General features: G+C 69.3%; 1 protein-coding gene. It reads right to left on the reverse strand.

Going from position 1 to position 672, the window contains the following annotated elements; all coding sequences use genetic code 11:
* Nucleotides 1–419: hypothetical protein (locus NS334_RS16645; RefSeq protein WP_206542704.1), on the reverse strand; the 419-nt coding region annotated here is incomplete at its 3' end.
* Nucleotides 420–672 lie beyond the last annotated feature (253 nt).

Genomic DNA, 672 nt, shown 5'->3' on the forward strand with positions numbered 1-672 from the left:
TCGTGGACGTCGATGACGGCCGGGGCCTCGATGCCCCTCTGGAACCACGGGCGCGCGGCCACGCTCTCCCCCTCCAGCATGCCGCCGGTACTGGCCACGACGGTGCCGGACCGGTCCGCGAAACCGATCCAGGCATAGGCGGGGAAACTCTCGCGCAGGGCATCGACCCACGCGCGCTGCGCTTCGGGCCTCGTGGCGTTCGTCCGGGCGACCGCCGACAGCACGGCCATGTCGCCGAGCCGCTCGGCGATGTTGGCGTCGATGATCTGGCGCAGATGCTCCGCGAGTTCGGCGATGTGCGCCTCGGCGCGGATCTGCACGCGCGCGGCGACGAATTGCGAGACCAGGGACGTGGCGGCGGCCGTCAGGAGCAGCGCTCCGGCGGCGAAGACGAGGGCGAGGAGGGTGCGCAGCCGCATGATGCATCGGGCCCGGGACGCACGATCGTCGCACGCGGGCGGTTAATGCGAGGCTGTTGAGGTCCGGACAATCCGGATTGCCGAACGGAAACAGCGCTCTCGATCCCGCAGGAGAACCGCCGAATAGAGATCGATACATCGAAGGTCGGTCTGCGGATCCGTATCGACGTGTCGGCGGCCTCGGCGGCTGCCAGATCCGGGGCGCGGACGGCGTGACTCAGGTCCGGATGTGCTCCCACACCTTCGAGATGAC

Source organism: Sphingomonas endophytica, assembly GCF_001476895.1.
GTDB classification, from domain to species: Bacteria; Pseudomonadota; Alphaproteobacteria; order Sphingomonadales; family Sphingomonadaceae; genus Sphingomonas; species Sphingomonas endophytica_A.